The organism is Paenibacillus graminis (genome assembly GCF_000758705.1).
In the GTDB taxonomy this organism is placed as follows: domain Bacteria; phylum Bacillota; class Bacilli; order Paenibacillales; family Paenibacillaceae; genus Paenibacillus_AQ; species Paenibacillus_AQ graminis.
The window spans coordinates 511840-529122 of record NZ_CP009287.1 but is presented as its reverse complement, the minus strand read 5'-3'; the positions used below and the strand labels follow the sequence as shown (position 1 = coordinate 529122).

Here is a 17283-nt window from a genome sequence, read left to right as displayed (position 1 = left end):
TAATTCCAACTTATACCTTCTTTTGGACGCTTTCGGGCCGATTTAAGTGCACTAATTCCACTTCAATCCCTTGCTGCAGCTTTCTTGAATTTATACGTTATTGACGGTAGGATTCTAGGCAGCTTATGCTTACGATGCGGGTTTTCCTGCGGATAAAGTATATCATGATTTCCCGTAAGCCAGCCATGGCCCAATAAGTAAGTCAACCGGACAAGGGGGCACAATCAATTCCATTCCAGTCCAGGAACAAAATCGCCCTGGCGGGTGAATAACATCTAAAGCCTACGACCGCAGAGATTCCCCACCATTCCAAAATCAACTGGAGCAGGCCGCATAATCCGATTGTTGTACAATAAGCAGGATTATCGTCATTGGGCTTGCGTATCTTATCCTCAATAGAAAGTAAAAAGCCATCCCGGAACCGTAAGGTTCAAAGATGGCTATAAGTGTATTCCAAAGATAGCGTCTGCCATAAATCCGGGGGGTTGCTGGCCTTGCTTCCCCTATTAGCCGGAGACCGCCGCCGAACCTTCCCAGACCCCATGCTGCTGGTCCTTGCCCATATATTCTATCCGTGTCGGCTGCAGCTCAAGGATCACGTAATCAGGATCTTCCGGACCCTTGAACCACTTCTCCAGTTCTTTGTTCCATACTTTGGAACGGAGGCCTTCATTCTTGGTCACGGCAACTGTCGCTTCAATCTCCAGTACATCCTTGCCGCCGCCCTGTTCATATCCAAGCAGCAGAAAAGCATTCGGATTATCCTTCAGCTCCTCTACCTTATGCGTTTTGCGGTTGGTAGCCAAATAAATCTGAAGTCCGTCATGAAATACCGCCATATAACGCACCTTAGGTTTGTTGCCGGCTTCTATCGTGCCGAAGGACCCGAACTTGTTGTCATCCAGCGTCTTGATGATCGTCTGTTCCAGCTCTCTGTTATCCATTGACGACATAGCTCCTTTCAATTCATGCGGATATAAGTTTATATATCCACGCCGCAGTTTGGATTGATGATACACACGTTGCTTGTAATAGTGTACCCGTACTGAGGGTATTGAATCCCGCGTCCAGCCATAACCCATTACAGAAAGAGCCCCCGGGCTTGGCCTGGCCGCTTTTGCTGCCCTACGGTTCATGATTAGCGTGGCAGCCTGGAAATTAGGGTAATATAGAACGTGTAATTATCCTGTGTGTAAGGGTGGAACCCATAATGCCAGAACTTAACCCGGCAGATGCCGAACCAACATTACATACCGCGCTGCTGCAGTTTATTTTCCCCTTCTCCCTCAAAGAGGGCGAGGATATGAATTTAATCCGGCAATTGACGTTGGATGGCTTCACCCGGTTTTTTCTTAGCAACAAAGAGCTGGAGGATGCTTATTACGGCGAAGGCTACTGCGTGTCCCATGAAAAAATGGAGCGCAGCTACCTCCCGTTTGCCGCCCATGTGCTGTTCCCGCGGGAGAAGGACAGGGATTCCTTCCGCCGTTTTTCCCGGGCCAACAATCTGTCCTGCAGGCTGGATATGCCAGCCCAGTCCGTTCATTTTAAGGTACTCTCTACAGATGTGTTCATCTGTCCTTTCGAGCTGGGCTTCCTGACCGTCAGAATCCGCGTAGAGGAAGAGATTCTCCCATTCAGTGTTGCCCTGGAATTCGCTGACCGCTTCCGCACGCTGGAGGATGTCTCCTACCAGGACAAACAGACCACCATTCATTGCCATGACAGGTCCTTTGAGCAAGTAGAGGATTTTGTGTTCCGGAATCTGGCTCGCGGACTGGAGCCTTTTCTGGACCCTTCGGAAATCAACGGGGCGTACTTCGAAACCCTGCCGTTTTTTGTCGATGAAAGAATGCTGGTTCAAGCCTTTTATGGTTTTGACCGGCAGGAGGAAGCAGGGGAAATCAGCGAGGCGCTGCGCTACCGGGCTTCCCAGCTGGACGGCCTGACTGCGGAAGGCAAGCCCCACATCAGCGCCAGCGACCCCGGTTATATTGAGGATTACTGCCGTGAGCATTCCTACAGCCGCTGGGGACCGGAAACCTACTATATGACGAATGAGCAGACATTCTGCTGCCTGAGCCGGGCCGAACCAGGGCTGGCCACCCAGCTTGTGAACCAGATGTATGGGGAATACTATTACGGGCTGCTGCTGAGTATTTTTCACAAAATAGTACTGCTGAAGCTGGCCAACATGCATTCCCGCCTGCGGATTAATCATGATTATGACGAAATTGAGAAGCTGATTTTTCTGATTAACAAGTTCTCGGCCAAATTTTATTTTCTGGAGCTGATTTCGCAGTCCCAGGGGAGAGAGATTTTTTTCCAGCTCCGCAAGGTTTACGGCAATGATGCCCTGTTCGAAGAGGTCAAAATGACCCTGAATGACCTGTTTCAATACCAGGAGAAATTCCAGGCCAAACGAAGGGATACGCTGCTGATGATCCTGACGGTGTTCACGGTAGTCAGCGGTATTTATGGCATGAACCAAGTGATCGAAGACCTTAAGGGCAAGATTGAATGGAGCAAGATGCTGGAGTACTCCCCGTTTGAATATCTGGCGCTGTTCGTTGCCTTAACCGGCATTGCCGTCAGTATCGGCCTGAGCCTGAAGCAGCTGTGGAGCGGAATCCGCAGCCGCCGGAGAAAAAGATATCAGGGACATGACTAACTGTGCAAAAAAAACAGCCCGCCAAAACTACAGCAGGCTCTCCAGTTCCCGGCACGCTTCCGCATACGCAGGGGCAAGCTTCGGCAGCACCCGTGCAGCCGGTTCATACTCACCCTCTCTGGCATGGCATTCAACCGCTGCGCACAAATGGGCAAAGTGCTTTGCTCCTATGCTCAGGCTGCCTGATTTCAGGCCGTGGGCCACGGCCGCCATCTCAGGCAGGTCCCTTGCAGCAAAGGCTGCCTCCAGGGATGTCAGCCGGAGCGGCGTATCATCCTTGAACATCTCCACCAGCGCCTGGAGCAGCTGCGGCGCCTCTTCCCCGTCCATTTCCCGGATACCGGAAATGGTATCCGCATCCAGCACCGGGATATAAGGCCCGGGGCTGAACCATCTGTCCAGAAGCTGCCTCAGCCGCTCCAGGTTCAAAGGCTTAACCGCCCAGTCGTCCAGACCAGCCTCGAAAAACTGTGCCCGGCTCTCCTCCGATCCATCCCCGGTCACCCCGATGATGGGAATTCTCGGCCTTGCCCCGGAAGACTCCAGTTGCCGGATTCTGCGGACCGCTTCCCCTCCGTTCATACCGGGAAGCCTGCTGTCCATCAGAATAAGCCCGTACTCTCCCTGCTGCCAGGCTTCGACAGCTTCCTTGCCGCTGCCGACCATCTGCACATTTGTAATGCCCAGCTTCTTCAGCTGCAGCAGCAAGAGGGTGCTGTTGAGTCCGTTGTCTTCTGCAACCAGCACCGGCTGCGTGCTGAAGCGGGCCTCCGGCAATACCGCTTCACCCGCGGGAGCCGGTTCCTTCAGGCTCAGCGTCTTATCCAGCGCAACCTCAAACCGGAAGGTTGAGCCCCGGCCAGGGGCGCTGTCCACCATAATCGTCCCGCCCATCAGCTCCACCATGGACTTGCAGATCGACAGGCCAAGCCCCGTGCCCTCCACTGCCATTGCCGACTCGCTGCTGATCTGTGAATAGGGCCGGAACAGCGTTGCCTGATCCTTCAGTGGAATGCCGATACCCTCATCCCTGACTTCGAAGCATAGGTACTGCTGGGCCGCATCCTCCCGAAGCAGCCTTACAGTCACTTCCACTTCACCGTTCTGTGTGAACTTTAGTCCATTTCCCACCAGATTGATGAGGACCTGAAGAATTTTCGACGAATCACCGCTTAGAGTATGGTCTACTCTGTCCGCAACCTGCCATTTCAGAATATTCCCGCGCTTCACGGCAGCCGTAGAGAGCAGCCGGACCACATGCTCAAGCAGACCACGCAGGTTAAGCGGTGTCTTCTCCAGTACCATTCTACTGGCTTCAATCTTCGAGATATCCAGCAGGTTGTTGATCATCTGCAGCAGGTATTGTGCGGATTCCCGGATAACTTCCAGATGAGCCCGCTGCCCGTCCGTCGCACCTTCAGCCTCCAGAAGTTCGGTCATTCCCAGAATGCCGTTCATCGGCGTGCGGATTTCATGGCTGATTGTAGCCAGAAACAGGCTTTTCGCCCGGTTGGCCTCCTCCGCCTCCTCCTTCATCTCCTTAAGGCCGGCACTGTTCTTCGCAAGCAGCCGGTGCATCGTAATTAATTCATTGTTCATCGCGGAGAATTCTGCGAGGGTCTGTTCTTCTCTCTGCTGTCCCTGAATTACTTGATGCGAGAGCCGCTCAATGGTTTCCCTCAGTTTCCGGACTTCCTGCTCGTGGTCGGCCATTTCTATATCCCGCCTTTTGTATAAGTTCTCTGGGTGCTAGTTCCGGGGAATCAGCTGTGCCGCCATTTCCAGCGCCCCTTTGGCGTCCGGGGCGTAGCCGTCGGCTCCAACCTTTTCCCATAATGCTCTGTCGATATTAAACGGCATTCCGCCGACTAGAATTTTCATGCGGTCCAGTCCGGCATGCGTGCGGATCGAGGCAATCAAACGCTGAACCTCCGACACATGATAAGTCATGGTAATCGAGACGGCCAGGAGATCGGCAGGCTGCTCTTTTAAATAGCGGATCAGTCCCTCTGCGGGCATATTGGAACCCAAGTAGCAGGTGTTCCAGCCCTCCATTTCGAAGAAATCAGCAAGCATCCGCAATCCGATTTCATGCAGCTCCTCGCCCACGCCGACCGCTACCAGCGTTTTTTTGCTTTTCTGTGCTGCCTCAATCCAACGCGGGTAGAGCTGGGAGATGATACTCTGGGTACAGGCTGTACAGTAATGCTCCTGGGCTACAGTGATGCGGCCTAGCTGCCATAGACGGCCAATCTCATACTGGCTGTTCTGGAAGAGATGCAGATAGAGATCACGGATAGGCACACCGTCCTCATGCAGCCCCAGCACGAACTCCGAAGCCTTACGGCGTTCACCGGCCAGAAGCAGCTTCAGGTACTCCTCTGCCTCGTGGTAATAGGGCTTTTCCGGAAGAAGAAAGGTAGGCAGGCTGTCCTCTCCGCGTGCGTGGTGTATCCCCATATCGAGATAGCTTATAATCAGCTCCTTTTCTGGTGTTTCCACCTGGGAACTTATAGCATCCTTCATCAGATCCAAATTGATCTGCAGATCCTCGGCCGTAATCTTATACTGTGCGAGCAGGACTTTCAGCCAGATAATATAATTTATAAATAAAAGCGGGCTATCCAGCGCCACACTTTGGGCCAGATACCGGAAATGATAAAGAGAATCCTGCTTGGTTCTTGCTATGCCGGAAGGGCCGAATCTTTGCCGCAGCCCGGGCTGCCGCTCATACTGACGCAAAGTGACTTCTTCCGCCAACTGCTCCGCTAGCGCCTTCAGCCGTTCTCCGGCATGTTGCTGGTCAGCGAACATAGGGTCACTCCTTTTTCAGAAACGGAATTGTAGAGCCTTGTCCGTATTATAACATAAGGCCAGGTTACCCCGGCGGTCTGGACGTTCTGGGCACATTTCCGCATTCTGGCAGACGGCTACTGGACAACCCCGCAGGCGACAGCTATAATACACCGTAAGAACACAGCAATACCCATAACTTCATAGTACCAGGGGGGCTGGAATGGGCCGGCTGAGAGTGTATCCCGCAAAGATACTGACCCTTATACCTGATCTGGATAATGCCAGCGTAGGAATCCATCACCCGCTATTCAGCCAATTGGCTTAAGCGGTCCCTAACGCAAATGCAGGCGTCCCGATCTCCGGGGCGCTTTTTTGGGTATGGACATCATCAGAATTTGGAAGACTGGGGAGAGCTGGAAGGAGAGAAGAAATGGGAGTCAAAAAAACACTAATGCTCTGCATCAGCTGCATGCTGGTCATCGTAATGGCCGGCTGCGGCAGCAATAATGCAAATTCCGGCGGGAATAGCGCTGCTCCATCCGGAGACAGCTCCGCCGCGCCTGAGGCCACCGCCCCGGCGGCTGACGCTCCAAAAGAGCTGACTAAAATTAAGGTCGCTCTGGACTGGACGCCAAACACCAACCATACCGGCCTCTATGCAGCCAAGGAGCTGGGATATTATGAGGAGGAAGGCCTGGATGTAGAAATAGTGCAGCCTGGTGCAGCCGGAGCCGACACAATGGTCACCTCAGGCGAAGCCGCTTTTGGCATCAGTGCCCAGGAGGCGCTCACACTGGCCCGGCTGCAGGATGTGCCGCTCGTCTCAATCGCTGCCATCATCCAGCATAATACCTCGGGGTTTGCCGCTCCGAAAGACCGCAAGATCAAGACGCCCAAAGATTTTGAAGGCAAAACCTACGGCGGCTGGGGCTCCCCGGCTGAAGAAGCTGCCATGAAAGCGATCATGGACCCTGAAGGCGGCGATGTCAAAAAGGTGAAGCTGGTCAACATCGGAGAAGCCGACTTCTTCACTGCCGTAAAACGCGACATCGATTTTGCGTGGATTTTCTATGCATGGACCGGTATCGAAGCCGAGCTGCGCGGCGAGCCGGTTGACATGCTGTATCTGAAGGATTACGCGCCGCAGCTGGATTACTACACCCCGGTTCTGACCACCAGCGAAAAGGAAATTGCCAAGCATCCGGAGCTGGTGAAGGCTTTCCTTGCGGCTACAACCAAAGGCTATCAATATGCGATCGACAAGCCGGAAGAAGCGGCCGCTATCCTCTCCAAGGCTGTGCCGGATCTCGACCCTAAGCTGGTCCTCGCCAGCCAGAAATGGCTGAGCCCGAAATATAAAGACGATGCCGCCCGCTGGGGTGAGCAAAAAGCAGAGGTCTGGAAGAATTACGCCGACTGGATGTACGGCCTGAAGCTGCTGGACAAACCGCTGGATGCCGCTTCAGCGTTCACCAATGATTATTTGCCGCAAGGCCAGTAATTCTACTGTGCAAACCTACGATACCAAACCTGAAAGGATCTGATTGACATGGCCAATACCCTGCTCAGCATTCAAGTCATCCCTAAAACTCCGAACAACGAGGATTCCATTCCTTATGTAGACAAGGCCATTGAGGTGATTCAGCAATCCGGTGTCAAACACCAGGTGAACCCGCTCGAAACCACGATGGAAGGTGAACTGAACGAACTGCTCGAAGTGGTGCGCCAAATGCACGAAGCACTGATCGCTTCCGGCAGCCCCAGCGTCATCTCACAGATCAAGATCGCCCATAACCCCACCGGGATCAGCATGGACAAGCTGACGGAAAAATACCGGCCGTGAGATCATACTGGAACCAAATCTGGCCGCCCCTTGTGGCGGTCATCTTTTTTCTGGGGGCCTGGCAATTGGCGGTTTCCGTGTTCCATGTACCTTCCTGGATGCTGCCAAGCCCCGGCGATATCGCCCGCGAATCCCGGGGCAATGCTTCGGGCATCTGGGCGCATACGGCGGCTACGCTGCGGCTGACCCTGATCGGCTTTCCTGTCGGCACAGGGGTGGGCCTTATTGTAGCTCTGCTGCTGCATCTAGTGCCCTGGCTGAAAAGAGCGCTGTACCCGCTGCTGATTCTCAGCCAGAATGTGCCATCGATTGCCCTCGGGCCGCTGCTGATCATCTGGTTCGGGTTCGGGCTGATGCCCAAAATCGTCCTCATCACACTCGTCTGCTTCTTCCCGGTTGCCGTCGCCGCCATGGGCGGGCTGGCCCAAAGCGACCGGATCATGATGAATTATATGAAAATGGCCGGGGCAAATAAGTGGCAGATCTTTACCAAGCTGGAGCTGCCCGGCTCCCTGCCCTCCCTGTTCTCGGGCCTGAAAATCTCCGCAACCTACGCGGTCATGGGCGCGGTGGTCGCGGAGTGGATCGGCGCGGACAAGGGCATCGGCTACTACATGCTGCTGCAGAAGGCCTCCTACCGCACAGACCGGATGTTCGTTGCCATTGTAATTATTGTGCTTCTTAGTCTGGTGCTGTTCGCCCTGATCGCCCTGCTGGAAAAGTGGCTGGTCCGCTGGAAGCCGCGCAAGACCTCTTGATACAGGCTGAGCACTACGTTACAGAATAACCGGTTTAGGCTTTCCGGAAAGAAAGAGGAATGAACATGACTCATATTACGGATACCGGCCGCGATGGAGCCGCAGGCTCAAGTGCTGACGGCAGCCGGGGCTGCAGCGGCGGGGGGCAGGCTGAGGCGGAGCAGGCTGGAGCGGTCCGTATGGCCGGACCCGGCGGGGGCCGGACTGAGGCGGAGCGGGCTGATGCGGCCCGCATGGCCGGACCCGACGGGGGCCGGACTGAGGCGGAGCGGGCTGATGCAGCCCGCATGGCCGGAGCGCCGCCAGCGCTGGAAGTGGACAGCGTGACTAAGGCTTTCTTCCACCGCCGCCGTGAAACCCTGGTGCTGGACCATGTCTCGCTCAAGGTGGAGCCGCAGGAATTCGTCTCCATCGTGGGCCCCTCCGGCTGCGGCAAAAGCACACTGTTCCACATTATCGGCGGCCTGGAGCAGCCCGATGCCGGAACCATAAGCATGAACGGCAAGCCGGTCACCGGACAGCGCGGCGAGATCAGCTATATGCCCCAGCAGCCTGCGCTGTTCCCGTGGCGGACCATCGAAGACAATGTCCTGCTCGCGGGTGAGCTGAAGGGCAAGCCGCGGGCGGAAGCGCGGGCGGCCGCCCGCCACTGGCTGGACAAGGTCGGCCTTGGCGGGTTCGAACGCGCCTACCCGCATATGCTGTCTGGCGGCATGCAGCAGCGGGCCGCTTTTCTGCGGGCGCTGCTGGCGCCGCAGGAGCTGATGCTGCTGGACGAGCCGTTCAGCGCGCTGGATGCGCTGACGCGCAGCGAAATGCAGCGCTGGCTGCTGGAGCTGTGGGAGGAGAACCGCCGCTCCGTGCTGTTCATCACCCACAATATCGAGGAGGCGCTGCTCCTCTCCAGCCGCATCTACGTCTTCTCCGGACGTCCCGGCTCCGTCCTGCATACCGTCGATGTTCCTTTCCCGCGCCCTCGCCGCGAGGAAATTACGGAATCGCCCGAATTCCTGAAGCTGAAGCGCCAGCTGTCCCAATGGATGCGCGAGGAGCAGGCGAAGGCTGCCAAGTAAGCCTGCGCCATTGCAATTTGCGGTTCAAGCAGTTTAAATTCCAGCTGTCTAGGCCCAGCTGCAATAAACAGGCCCGGTTGCCCTTTATATCAGGGTAGCCGGGCCTGGTTTGCTATGCCGGGTCAGCATTTAGTGGGAAAAAGTATACTTAAATCTGCATATAACAAGGATACTTAATCATTAGTGGGAAATAGTACAACTAAATCGGCTCCTGAAGCCTATTCGCTGGTCCATAGCCTAAATTAGGTGGAGGAAATCCAACTAAATCCCAAAAACACGCAAATTCCAGCTATTTAAGTGTACAAATTCCAACTAACTCCTCCCACATGCACTTTTCTCCTACTCCCCCGCCGATTTCGGGCCTTCACACTTCCCGGCTTTGGACTCCCAGCTTTACTGCCTTCCGGGTTCCACACTTTCCGACACCCGACTTTCCTGTTTTCCGACTCCCGACTTTCCTGCTTTCCAACTTCTTTACTTTCCAACTTTCCAGCACAACCACCCAGCTGCGGTTTAAGAAAGTATGCCCGGGCAATCTGGTAAAAATCGCCACCGCACTTTCCCTCCGGTCTACCCGGGGAAATCTGCACTTCAGTTCCACTGCGCACTCCCCTAAATCCAGCCCTTCTCCTCCGCCAGCCGCACGGCTTCAATGCGGCTCTTCACTTCCAGTTTGTTCAGAATCTCGGATATGTAATTGCGGACAGTACCATAGGAGAGGTGCAGCGCAGCTGCGATTTCCCCGGCGCTCTGGCCGCCGCCGGCCAGCTTCAGGATTTCCCGCTCCCGGTCAGACAGCGGATTTTCTTCCCGCAGGCTGCCGAAGACAAGCTCGGGAGACACCTCCCGGTGGCCGTCCATGACCCGGCGGATCGCATCCGCCAGCTTGTCTACCGGCTCGTCCTTCAGCAGATACCCTTGAATCCCGGCCTTCACGCCGCGCTCCAAATAGCCCGGACGGGCAAAGGTGGTCAGTATAATGATTTTGGTGGCGCAGCCTTTTGCCTTCAAGGTTTCCGCTACATCCAGCCCGCTTTTATAGGGCATTTCTATGTCCATCAGGCATACATCCGGCTGAAGCCGTTCAATGACAGCAAGCGCCTCCGCCCCGTCCCCGGCTTCTCCTGCCACTTCTATATCGTCCTCCAGATCCAGCAGCGAAGCCATGGCCCCGCGCAGCAGGCGCTGATCTTCGGCAATTACGATGCGTATCATGCAGTCACTCCATCCTTTCTTTCCTTGACGACTCTCGGGATGGCAACAGTCAAGACCGTCCCCCTCTTTTCGCCTGAACTCAGCTTCAAAGAACCGTCAATCAATGACAGCCGTTCAGCCATCCCTTTCATCCCGTTGCCTTCGTCCCGCACATGGCCTTCCTGCTCCTGCGGGTGCAGTCCAACTCCGTTATCCTCAATGGAGATCTGTACCTCTCCCTCTGTCATGGCAAGGGCAATCCGGCACCAGTCCGCTCCACTATGCTTCACAATGTTGGTCACAGCCTCCTTGATGCAGAGACTTAGAATATTCTGAGTAAGGTCTGATACGCCCTCAAGCTGGGCATCGCCCTCGATTTCCATGGCTATATCCGCTGTACGCAGCATTTCCCCCACTTCCGCCAGCTCTTCAGCTACGGATACGGCCCGCATCTCCGACACCAGTTCACGGACCTGGCGCAGCGCCGCGCGTGAAATCCGCTGGATCTCCCTGGCTTCGGCTTGCGTGCGTTCGGCATCCTTGGCCGCAAGCTTTTCGACCAGCTGGCTCTTGAGGGTAATCAGCGACAGCGTGTGCCCCAGCGTATCGTGCAGGTCCCGGGCAATCCGCATCCGTTCCTCGCGTTTAACCAGTTCCTTGATGACTTCGTTGGCCTGGTCCAGCTCCTTTTCCAGCATTCTTTTGCGGTACAGTGAGCGTATGCCAAACGGGAAGACCAGCATAATAATCATGAATGGGTACAGGAACAGCAAATCCCCTACCGCCATTCCCCAAGTAGCCGCGATCAGCGGGACAAGCACCATGGCCGCGAATACAGCAAAAGCCATTTTAAAATGCTTCTCCCTTGTGTACCAGCCGATGAAATTCGAGGTAAAGAAGCCCATAAACAGATCGTAAGGCGTATAGGCTGCACTTAGAATTACAATAATCAGCATCTGCACAGCCAGCCACAGGGTAAAAGCTCTGCCGGTGGCCCAATAAAGCTGCCGGTAGGTCACGGCGAACAGGACCAGCATCGCTGCGCCAAGCACCAGCTTGATTCCATGCTCCTCTTGCAGATTGATGACCGGAAACAACAAGTATAGGAGCCACATATAAGGGAAAAAGCCGAATCTTTGCGGAAACAACCGGAACTGCCTGCGCGCCATAGTAGATTACACCGCTTCCTGTTTTTTTCGGATATAGACCGATAGTAACATAAAGGCAGCCAGATATCCGAGCAAAATCAGGATATTACTCCACTGCGGATAACCCCCGCCAACAATTTTCCAAGCCCCCTCCCCGTAATTATAAGAAGGCAGCCAATGGCCGATCTGCTGCATTACCTTTGGCAGAATCTCAAGCGGCATCCACATGCCTCCGGCAACCGCCAGACCCATATAGAGCACGTTGCTGATACCGCTCGCCGTATCGACCCGTTTCATGAAGCCCACAAGTGTGCCAAGCGCGAGAAAAGGCAGCGAGCCCGCCAGAATCCATACTCCGCTCAGCACCCATTGTCCGGCGGTCAGCGATACACCGTTAATCAGATATCCCGCGGCAAAAATACAGATCACCGAAAATAGATGCATAAGGGTCTGGCCGAACATTTTACCGGCAAAATAGACGGGAGACGGAAGCGGGGTAATGCGGATAAATGTGTTCCAGCCCTGTGTCCGTTCCTGGACCAGCCGGATGCCCAGCGTCATTATAGCGGACCCCATTACACTGAATGCGGCCATGGACATCAGGTAGTGCGCCTGCCATTCTGATACATCATCCGTCCCTGTATTCACCACTCTGGTGAAGATGAAATAGAACAGGATGGGCATTAATAAAGACCAGAATACATAATAGGGATTGCGGAATATCCGCAGCATTTCTGCTTTGCACTGCATAGCAACAATTCTCATCGTTTCATATCCTCCTCGTGGTTGCGGGTCAATTGTTCGAATGCTTCATCCAGGCTTCCCTGGTGAATACGCACATTCCTCACGGCAAGTCCGCCTGTAAAAATCGCCCGGAGCGCCTCGTCCGTATTTTCTGTTGCCACATGGATACGGCCGTCCTTGTCATAGCAGTCTACAACGGGCGCCAGCTTAAGCAGCTGTCCGCGCAGAGCTGCCGCATCTCCGGCCGGCAGGAAGGACAGCGACTGCTTGATCATTCTCGCTTTGATCTCTTCCGGGCTGCCATCCGCTACGAGCGTCCCCTGGCTGAACAACAGAATCCGGTCCGCAATCTCCTCAGCCTCCTGCAGGTAATGAGTCGTGAACAAAATGGTTGTTCCCCCCGCAGCCAGCTCCCGCACCGTGTCCCAGAACTGCCGACGGGCCGTAGTATCCAGGCCAACCGTCGGTTCGTCCAGGAACAGCAGCTGCGGATTTCCCGCCAGCGCCAGCGCAAAGGCCAGGCTGCGCTTCTGGCCGCCGGATAACTTCTCGGCATAGCGGTTCAGATCGGCCGGAGCAAGCCCTGTCGCCCTGACCAGAAACTCCATATCCATCGGCTGCGGGTAGTAGCTGCGGATCAGAGCGATGATCTCGCGGACCTTCAGCCGGTCCATTACGCTCACCTCCTGCAGCATGGCCCCGCAGCGTTCGCGCACCTTCACATCCTTTGGAGCAAGCCCGAATACCTTCACCGTGCCTTCTGTGGGCGTAAGCAGCCCCAGCAGCATCGACAGCATGGTTGTTTTGCCTGCGCCGTTTGGCCCGAGTACGGCTGTAATGGAGCCTTTCCCGATGGTGAAGCTGATGCCGTCAACGGCCTTTTTATCATTAAAGATCTTGCTGACCCTGTTCATTTCAATCACATGGCTCATGTCTTTTTCCTCCGTCACCGTATGTTTTTGCTGTACTTCCATGGTATTAAAAAACGGAAGATGACATCAGTATAGACTGTCATTTTTTTCGGGTGACAATTGTCACCTGAATTTTCGTTTCTGGACTTTTAAGGAATTTATTAATTTTCATAAATGGTGCAGCAAGATGTTTCCACCAGGATATGTAATCGATTTTGCGCACACAAGTGGAAAAAAGGACCACTAATTTGCCCCAGCACACGGATCTCCGCAGCCTAAGTTGGAAAAAGGATCCCTAATTCAGCTCATTTCGCTCCTGAGTGAGTAAAATCACCCCATTAAGTTTCCTTTTTCCACTTAAATATCCCATTTTTTTGATTTTGAGGGGAAATAAGTTCCCTTTTTCCAACTAGCGGTTGTTCACCTGCTTCTTCGCCAGCGCGAGTTGGAAAAAAGTCTATCGAATCCGGCTGTTTACCACCCTGCCGGGTGAATTCGCTGAATTCACGTCTACTTATCCCTAACTGTATGCACAATATTTTCACAAGCGAAAGAAATCATAATTTCCTAAACATTCAAAAAGCCTTCCTGCAAGGCGTCCAGCGCTGACAGAAAGGCTTAGATATGATTATTACAGTTAGAACTTGAAGGGCACTATACCATCCGGCCTTATTTCTGCATAAACCCCTTTTGCAGCAGAAACTCCTTCATCTGCAGCCGGGAAGGCTGGGCAAGACGGCCCGCCATCATCTCCGACCACGGTGTATCCTTCTGCCCCCCGGTCCGCTGCCGCATGTAATCCCGGGTGACCTCATCATAGGCCTTAACCTGCTCTACCGAGGCATCTGCCTGATAGCCGTTATGATGAAGCACCGCCTGAAGCGGAAGACGCGGACGGATGCCGTTCACTCCGGCGGGATAGCCGAGGCACATGCCAAAAACCGGATAGACCAGCTCCGGCAGGCCCAGCAGCTCTGACAGCTCTGCGATATTATTGCGCACCCCGCCAATATACACGATGCCAAGACCCAGCGATTCCGCCGCAACCGCCGCATTCTGCGCGGCAAGCGCTACATCGACGGTGGCCACGATCAGATTTTCTGTGGACCCCTCATAGGAAGCTGCCCCCTGCAGGTGCGGGCCGCTGATCTCCCGCAGCCGGTACAGATCGGCACACCAGACCAGGAACACCGGGCATTGTTCAATATAGGCCTGATTGCCGGACAGCTTGGACAGCCGGGCTTTCAGATCCGGCTCCGTCACGGCAATGACCGAATATGCCTGGACATTGCTTGAAGTGGAAGCCATCTGGCCTGCCCCGATAATAGCTGCAAGCTGCTCATCACTCACGGGCTTGTCCTGAAACTGGCGGACAGAGGTGTGGCGGTTCAACAGCTCAAGGGTTTCGTTATTCGGTTTCACAATAGGTTCGCCTCTCTTTTTTCTGTTATAGGCATATTATGAACACAAAAGAGTGTTCCGACAACAGGAACAGCCCGCTCTACCACCCGCTTCCCCGTGCCGCCTCCTGGACAATGGCCCTGACACCCTCATCAATCTGATCCATCCGGGCGCGGGAGATGCTGATGCGCATGAACTTTTCCCGGTTCCGGTAACCGGATAGATAGAATCCATTGCCGGACACAACGCTGATCTTCCGCTCCGCCAGCCGCTTGACCAGACGTTCCAAATTCACGGTTACCGGCAGCTTGAATTGCAGATAGACGCCCGAGCTGGCCGCAGACACCTCTATCAGGCCTTCCGTATTGTGCCGCGCAAGCGCCTCATATACCGCTTGGATTCTTTCTGCGTACATAGCTTTTATTTTGTGCCTATGATGCCCGTACATGCCGTTCTTGATGTACACCTCAAGCGCTGCCTGGGATAACAACGAGGTGTCCGTGTATCCTTTATACGCCCGGAAGGTCTCCAGCAGCGGTTCCGGCACCACGGCCGCACCCAGCCTGAGTCCCGGAAAAATGATTTTGGAGAAGCTTTTCAGATACACGGTATGTGAAGTCTGGTCATACGCAAATATTGGATCAAAACGCTGCTCTGCACCCAGATCGGCCATGTAATCATCCTCCACGATGTACACATCGTATTTGCCGGCTAGTGCGGCAATGGCTTTCCGCTCCTCCGTACTGTAAGACGTTCCAAGCGGATTATGATACCTGGGCATGGTATAGAAAAATTTAAATCTGCCGCTTGCGAACCAAGCCTCCAGCTCCCGCAGGTCAATGCCGGCTGCCGAACGGGCGATCCCGCTCACGGGCAGTCCCTCCGCCTCCAGATACCGCAGATAAATATCATATCCCGGCTGTTCGACCAGAATCTCTGTCCGGCTGTTAGGAAACGGCATTCTGGCCAGAATCTCCAGTGCCTGCTGGATACCCGAAGTGATGATGATACGCTCCACCCTGGCAAAAACCTGATACTCCACCAGATGCGACACCAGCGTATGCCGCAGTGTATCCAGTCCCAGCGCATCACCATAGGTGAACAGGTGATACTTGTACCGGTCAATCGCTTTGTTGAGGCAATGCTGGAAATCCAAATACGGAAATACGTTCAGATCCGGCGAAGCCGAGGCAAAATCAACCATCCCGCTGCTCCCGGCAGGTCCCGGCTCTTCTGACTTTTCCACCATGTAATAGCCGCTCTGCGGAATCGAATAAATCGCATGTGTTCTCTCCAGCTCCCCGTAAGCCCGCAAAACGGTGCTGACACTGCACCCGTAGAATTCTGCGCTGCTGCGCACGGAAGGCAGCTTTTGCCCCGGGCTGTATTCTCCTCCCTTGATCCGCTTCTCCATGTCGGATAAGACCGCCAGATACTTTTTCATGGTACGCCTCACCTCGCCTTCAGCTTAGGATTTGCTGTTCATATTATCATTGTTCTTGTTCATTCATTATACAGGAATCAGGAAACTGTATCGGTACAGTAGCGAAAAACAGATATTGTTGGGCTGCGGATTTCCCTTTAATTTTAAATAACAGATAAGACGTTTATACGATCCTGTCATGTTCACAAAAGGGAGATGCACCTATGCAGAAACAAGGACTCAAGCTGGCTTATGCCTTTGCCGTGCTCAATGCGGTTATTATCGGATTCTCATTTTTGTTTACCAAAGTGGCACTCGGCCATGCCGGACCGCTAGACACACTAACCTACCGCTTCGCTGCCTCATTTGCAGTGATGTCGGTCCCGGTCGCTCTCGGCTGGGTCAAAGTCTCCTACCGCGGCAAGCCCATTGGCCGGGCGCTGCTGCTGGCAGCCATGTACCCGCTCGGATTTTTCACCCTTCAGGTATTCGGACTCCAGCATGCCACCTCTGCCGAGGGAGGAATTCTTTATTCGTTTACTCCCGTCGTGACGATGATCATCGCCTCTATTTTCTTGAAGGAAACGACGACTCTGCTGCAAAAGCTATGTATTTTCCTGTCTGTATTTGGCGTTGTATTTATCTTCGTGATGAAAGGGAGCAGCATTCAGCTGTCCAATATGACCGGGATTGTGCTGTTGTTCATGACCTGTCTGGCTTTTGCCGGGTACAGCGTGCTGGCCCGTTCGCTCTCCAGGCACTTCAGCCCCGCTGAGCTCAGCTACCTGATGATGGGGATTGGCTTCGCCACCTTCCTGATCATTTCGCTCACCGGACATGCGGCCGGCGGAACGTTCAGCGATTTCCTAAGCCCGCTCAAGAGCGGCACCTTTATCCTGTCCGCTGTATACCTGGGGGTCATAGCATCCCTTGTCACCACCCTGACCTCCACCTATATTTTGTCCAAAATTGAAGCTTCCCTTATGAGTGTGTTCACCAATCTCTCGACGATCGTCTCCATTGCAGCCGGAGCCCTCTTTCTCGGGGAAGAGATCACAGTGTATCACTGGATCGGCTCGTTCCTGATTATAGCAGGCGTAGTTGGCACAAACCTGCTGGGCCGGAAAAAAGCAAAAGCTAAACCCGGCGCTGATCGGACGGAGCCTTTAAGCAGGTGAGAAGCTGCTTGATGAGCAGATGCGCATGAATATCCAATAAAAAGAGTTGTCCCGCATCCTTCCCGTCTGCGGAACAACTCTTTTCCGATAATTGCGGGTTACGATTGCCCGGTGATAATCTGCTCAGCAAGTGATACCAGGGC

At 54.2% G+C, this 17283-nt stretch carries 15 protein-coding genes and 1 riboswitch; of the genes, 6 read left to right on the top strand and 9 right to left on the bottom strand.

Annotated elements, in window-relative coordinates; translation table 11 throughout:
* Positions 1–506: 506 nt before the first annotated feature.
* Complete coding sequence (locus PGRAT_RS02350; protein ID WP_025706042.1) at positions 507–944, bottom strand: pyridoxamine 5'-phosphate oxidase family protein; 438 nt, start codon at positions 942–944, stop codon at positions 507–509.
* 266 nt (positions 945–1210) lie between these two features.
* Between PGRAT_RS02350 and PGRAT_RS02345 the strand changes: the two genes are divergently transcribed.
* Positions 1211–2671 carry a hypothetical protein gene (locus PGRAT_RS02345; RefSeq protein WP_025706043.1) on the top strand — a complete coding sequence of 487 codons (1461 nt, stop codon included), beginning with the start codon at positions 1211–1213 and terminating at the stop codon, positions 2669–2671.
* Positions 2672–2698: 27 nt separating this feature from the next.
* On the opposite strand, the gene PGRAT_RS02340 is transcribed toward PGRAT_RS02345, so the two are convergent.
* Together PGRAT_RS02340 and PGRAT_RS02335 are read right to left on the bottom strand one after the other, a co-directional pair.
* Positions 2699–4384 carry an ATP-binding protein gene (locus tag PGRAT_RS02340; protein WP_025706045.1) on the bottom strand — a complete coding sequence of 562 codons (1686 nt, stop codon included), beginning with the start codon at positions 4382–4384 and terminating at the stop codon, positions 2699–2701.
* Between the two features lie 36 nt (positions 4385–4420).
* Positions 4421–5485: a cobalamin-dependent protein gene (locus tag PGRAT_RS02335; protein ID WP_025706046.1), complete on the bottom strand. Its 1065-nt coding sequence runs from the start codon at positions 5483–5485 to the stop codon at positions 4421–4423.
* Between the two features lie 180 nt (positions 5486–5665).
* A riboswitch (TPP riboswitch) is annotated at positions 5666–5777 on the top strand.
* A 120-nt stretch (positions 5778–5897) separates the two neighbouring features.
* On the opposite strand from PGRAT_RS02335, the gene PGRAT_RS02330 reads away from it, so the two are divergent.
* From PGRAT_RS02330 to PGRAT_RS02315, 4 genes are all read left to right on the top strand, one after another.
* Positions 5898–6968 carry an ABC transporter substrate-binding protein gene (locus PGRAT_RS02330; protein ID WP_052415681.1) on the top strand — a complete coding sequence of 357 codons (1071 nt, stop codon included), beginning with the start codon at positions 5898–5900 and terminating at the stop codon, positions 6966–6968.
* 48 nt (positions 6969–7016) lie between these two features.
* Positions 7017–7310 carry a thiamine-binding protein gene (locus PGRAT_RS02325; RefSeq protein WP_025704910.1) on the top strand — a complete coding sequence of 98 codons (294 nt, stop codon included), beginning with the start codon at positions 7017–7019 and terminating at the stop codon, positions 7308–7310.
* Positions 7307–8068 carry an ABC transporter permease gene (locus PGRAT_RS02320; protein ID WP_025704911.1) on the top strand — a complete coding sequence of 254 codons (762 nt, stop codon included), beginning with the start codon at positions 7307–7309 and terminating at the stop codon, positions 8066–8068. Before PGRAT_RS02325 ends, PGRAT_RS02320 begins: the two co-directional genes overlap by 4 nt.
* 287 nt (positions 8069–8355) lie before the next feature.
* On the top strand, positions 8356–9141 hold the full coding sequence (locus tag PGRAT_RS02315) for an ABC transporter ATP-binding protein (RefSeq protein WP_042267753.1): 786 nt from the start codon (positions 8356–8358) through the stop codon (positions 9139–9141).
* Between the two features lie 612 nt (positions 9142–9753).
* Here the strand turns inward: PGRAT_RS02315 and PGRAT_RS02305 are convergent.
* The 6 genes from PGRAT_RS02305 to PGRAT_RS02280 form a co-directional block, all read right to left on the bottom strand.
* Positions 9754–10356 (bottom strand): response regulator transcription factor, encoded by a 603-nt coding sequence (locus PGRAT_RS02305; RefSeq protein WP_025708412.1) that lies wholly within the window; start codon positions 10354–10356, stop codon positions 9754–9756.
* On the bottom strand, positions 10353–11504 hold the full coding sequence (locus PGRAT_RS02300; protein ID WP_025708413.1) for a sensor histidine kinase: 1152 nt from the start codon (positions 11502–11504) through the stop codon (positions 10353–10355). Before PGRAT_RS02300 ends, PGRAT_RS02305 begins: the two co-directional genes overlap by 4 nt.
* 6 nt (positions 11505–11510) lie before the next feature.
* Complete coding sequence (locus tag PGRAT_RS02295) at positions 11511–12248, bottom strand: ABC transporter permease (RefSeq protein WP_025708414.1); 738 nt, start codon at positions 12246–12248, stop codon at positions 11511–11513.
* Complete coding sequence (locus tag PGRAT_RS02290; protein ID WP_025708415.1) at positions 12245–13159, bottom strand: ABC transporter ATP-binding protein; 915 nt, start codon at positions 13157–13159, stop codon at positions 12245–12247. Before PGRAT_RS02290 ends, PGRAT_RS02295 begins: the two co-directional genes overlap by 4 nt.
* A 648-nt stretch (positions 13160–13807) precedes the next feature.
* Complete coding sequence (gene nfsA, locus PGRAT_RS02285; RefSeq protein ID WP_025708416.1) at positions 13808–14560, bottom strand: oxygen-insensitive NADPH nitroreductase; 753 nt, start codon at positions 14558–14560, stop codon at positions 13808–13810.
* A gap of 79 nt (positions 14561–14639) precedes the next feature.
* Positions 14640–15983 carry an aminotransferase-like domain-containing protein gene (locus PGRAT_RS02280; RefSeq protein WP_025708417.1) on the bottom strand — a complete coding sequence of 448 codons (1344 nt, stop codon included), beginning with the start codon at positions 15981–15983 and terminating at the stop codon, positions 14640–14642.
* 203 nt (positions 15984–16186) lie between these two features.
* Between PGRAT_RS02280 and PGRAT_RS02275 the strand changes: the two genes are divergently transcribed.
* Positions 16187–17140, top strand: coding sequence for a DMT family transporter (locus PGRAT_RS02275; RefSeq protein ID WP_025708418.1), 954 nt, complete (start codon positions 16187–16189; stop codon positions 17138–17140).
* Positions 17141–17283 lie beyond the last annotated feature (143 nt).